At 75.0% G+C, this 1,194-nt stretch carries 3 protein-coding genes; all 3 read right to left on the reverse strand.

What is annotated here, in order from left to right; all coding sequences use genetic code 11:
• Nucleotides 1-377, reverse strand: a 377-nt coding sequence (locus C1I97_RS37520; RefSeq protein ID WP_441349199.1) for a TadE family type IV pilus minor pilin, incomplete at its 3' end; no start/stop codon positions are given.
• Nucleotides 364-564, reverse strand: coding sequence for a DUF4244 domain-containing protein (locus C1I97_RS37525; RefSeq protein WP_111007317.1), 201 nt, complete (start codon nucleotides 562-564; stop codon nucleotides 364-366). The genes C1I97_RS37520 and C1I97_RS37525, both read right to left, overlap by 14 nt.
• A 69-nt stretch (nucleotides 565-633) precedes the next feature.
• A partial coding sequence (locus tag C1I97_RS37530) for a type II secretion system F family protein (RefSeq protein WP_111007318.1) occupies nucleotides 634-1,194 on the reverse strand: 561 nt, incomplete at its 5' end.

The raw sequence follows: 1,194 nt of genomic DNA on the forward strand, positions 1-1,194 counted from the left end.
GACAGTGCCCCCACCGTGTCCTCCGCCTCCGCGACGGCCTCCTCCCTCAGCCGGAAGGGCAGCACGCCCATCCCCGGCGGATCGGCCACGACGACCACGTGCACGTGGTCTCCCCGATGGGTCACCGTGACCTTCGCGCCGTGCGGTGCCGTGTCACGGGCCACCTGGATGACCGAGCCCTCCGGGTCCTGGCGGGCGGCCGCCCGGGCACCCGCCCGTGCCGCGTCCACGCACTGGATCTGCGCGAGCACCACCAACAGCCCCCACACCAGCGCCGTCACCACCAACACCAGAACGGGCAGAACCATGGCGGCCTCCGCCGTCACGAACCCCGCGTCGGCGCCCTGCCGCTCGTCCCGGCGTTCACGTCCGCGCACTGAGCGCCCGCTTCACGATGTTCTGCAGTTCGGCTTTGACCTGCCCGCTCGTCACCACCTCGTACAGCAGCACGGCGAACGCCACCGCCGCGATGATCCCCATCGCGTACTCGGACGTGACCATCCCCGCGTCCCCACGCATCCGGCGTACCAGGGCACGCAGCCGTGCCCGCACCTTCCCGTACATCTCGACCCCCGTAAGGTCTCGGTCTGTTGTTCCCTCACTGCGTCCCGCTTCCGTCCCGGATCCCCTCCTTCAGCCACCACCCCCGTTCAGCACCCCGCCCGCGAGGCCGATCAGCACCGGCAGCACACCGACCGCGACGAAGGCGGGCAGGAAGCACAGCCCCACCGGTGCGGTGACCAGAACGGCCGCCCGGCGCGCTCCGGCCGTCGCGGTGCGGGCCCGGTCGGCGCGGACGTCGGCCGCGAGCCGCGCGACCGGCCCGGCGGCCGGCAGCCCCGACTCGTCGGCCCGCTCCAGCAGCCGCGCCAGGACCGCCGCCCCCGGTATCGAGGCGAGCCCGCGCCAGGCATCGGTCGGTTCCCCGCCGAGCCGTACCTCCGCCGCGCCCCGGGCCAGCGCGTCCCCGACCGGTCCGCCCAGGGCCTCGCCGACCGCCTGGGCGGCGATCACCGGACCGGCACCGGCCGCGATGCAGGCCGCCAAGAGGTCGGCTGCGAGAGGGAGCTGACGGGCCGCCTCGGCCTCGTCGAACTCCGCTTCGGGACGGCTCTCCGTCCTCCGCCGCCACTGCCACACCCCGGCCGCCCCGGCCAGCCCGGCCACGGCTCCGGTGAGCCCGCCGACCAGCAC

It is taken from the genome of Streptomyces sp. NTH33 (assembly GCF_003236365.1).
In the GTDB taxonomy this organism is placed as follows: domain Bacteria; phylum Actinomycetota; class Actinomycetes; order Streptomycetales; family Streptomycetaceae; genus Streptomyces.

What these genes read in the sequence shown, in the direction of transcription:
- C1I97_RS37525 (WP_111007317.1), bottom strand. Translation starts at nt 564, where the DNA reads ATGTACGGGAAGGTGCGGGCACGGCTGCGTGCCCTGGTACGCCGGATG.